Raw genomic sequence first — 2,062 nt, 5'->3', positions numbered from 1 at the left:
TCGCCGGTCGTCCCGGCAGGCAACGACGAGGACAACGCCCGGAACACCGACGCCGCCCGAGCCGGCCACACCGCCGGCCGACGCAGATCACCCACGACGTCGAGGACCTCGAAGTCGATTCCGGTCCCGCCGACATCGGCAGCCTGTGTCCGCGCAGGAACGAACTCGACGGACATGAGTCAACCTCCGATCAGGACCGGCGTCACTCGCGCGGGGACGGCCGGGTCAGGAACCAGGAACTCCGTGGGCGCGGCTGTCCGCGCCCACGGCATGAGGGGTACGGGGTGAGCCTTCAGGCAGTGGTGTTGGCCGCCTGGGGCCCGGCTTCGAGGAAGCGCAGCATGTGGGCGCCCAGTTGCTCGGCGATGGTGAACGGGATCAGGTCGGTGCGGATGGTGATGCGCAGGAGGGCGTCGTCCTCGCGGGGGATCGCCTCGACGGTGAGGCCGCTCATCACCTCCCGGGCGTACGGCTCGACGACCTCCTCGGTGCGGCAGCCGGGCAGCTCCAGCGGAAGCACCACGTTGTCCTGGTAGGCGAAGCCGGGCACGCTGGCGACCACCTCGCCGGGCAGGCCGACGGCCGGGTCGGCGGCGGTCTCCGAGAACGGGATGTCCTGGGCGGCCATCAGCTCGTCGACGGTCTGCTGGACGTGCCGGAGCAGGTCCGTCTCCGGCCGGAACCGGACGCGGACGCAGTTCGAGTTGATTCGGGTGGTGAAGGCGGAGTCGAGGATGCGGCTGCCGCGCCGGGCGACGATCATCAGCAGGCCGATGTCGTCCTGCTGGTGGATGGCGCGCAGCGCGGAGGCGTACGCGGCGACGAAGTAGCTGGAGCGGCTGAACCGCTGTTCCCGTGCCGCGTCGTTCCAGCGGCGCATGACCTCGGGGGTGATGGTGACGATGTGTCCGGCCTTCGGGCCCCACGCCAGTGCCTGTTCCAGGGGCGCCTGGGGCTGGCCGTGGCCCTGACGGGGCAGGCCCCGCAACTGTTCGCGCCAGTACGCCCGCTGGGCTTCGAGGTCGGCGGCGTCGCGCAACCGGGTGTATTCGTCGTACGACTGCCGCAGCGTGGTCGCCGGCCGCTCCCACACCGGGGCCTCGCCGGCGAGCCGGGCGGCGTACGCGTGGCTGAGGTCCCGTACCAGCAGTGCGTGTGACCAGCCGTCGAAGGCGATGTGGTGGATGCCGACGCCGAACAGGATGCGGTTGGTGGAGCGTTCGCGGATGAGGGCGGCGCGCCAGTTGCGGCCCTGGGTGTAGTCGAGGGGTTGTTGCACGGCTTCGGCGAGTTGGTCCAGGGCTTCCTGTTCGTTGGTGGCGTCGGTGAGGAGTCGTAGCTGGGGCATTCCGGGGTTGGGCGGGATGACGGCGACGGGCGGGTCGACGCGTCGGTAGCGGGCGTGCAGTGCCTCGTGTCGGCGGTGCACGTCGCCGAGCGCGGCCATCAGCGCCCGCAGGTCCAGCTCACCCTCGATCCACCAGGTGGTCGGGCAGACCAGGTCGAAGGGCAGCCAGACGCACTTGGCGACCGACAGGGTCAGCGGGATGGGCTTGGCCGGGCCGGAGCGGCCGGTGACGGCCGGCGCCGGCTCGGCCCTGGGGCGGCGGGGCGCGGTGGTCAGCCAGCGGGCCAGCCCGTGCGGGGTGGGCGTGCGGTGGATCTGCGACACGGGCACGACCACGCCCGCGGCCTCGTCGATGCCCGCGGCCACCGCCGCCGACTGCAACGACGTGCCGCCGAGGTGGAAGAAGCCGTCCCGTACGCCGACCCGGTCCAGCCCGAGCACCGTTGCGAACACCCCGGCGACGAGCCGTTCCTCGTTCGTCGCCGGCTCGACGAACTCCACGTCCAGGTCGGGGCGTTGCGAGCCGGGTTCGGGTAGGGCGCGTCGGTCGATCTTGCCGGTGCCGCCGACGGGGAACCTGTCGAGAACCATGATCACGGCCGGGACCATGTAGGGCGGGAGCACGGCGGCCGCGTGTTCGCGCAGCGCGCCTACTGTGGGGGTGCGGCCGTCGCGGCCGGTGACGTAGCCGATGAGGCGGGCGACGCCGTGGTC

The 2,062-nt window shown here is 72.0% G+C and carries 1 protein-coding gene; it reads right to left on the bottom strand.

What is annotated here, in order from left to right; translation table 11 throughout:
• Positions 1-292: 292 nt before the first annotated feature.
• On the bottom strand, positions 293-2,062 hold a 1,770-nt coding region (locus ABT006_RS34930), incomplete at its 5' end, for a condensation domain-containing protein (protein ID WP_350712743.1).

Origin of the sequence: Micromonospora sp. NPDC002717 (assembly GCF_040295705.1) — a bacterium.
GTDB lineage: Bacteria > Actinomycetota > Actinomycetes > Mycobacteriales > Micromonosporaceae > Micromonospora.
This window is presented reverse-complemented; position numbering and strand designations above follow the sequence as displayed.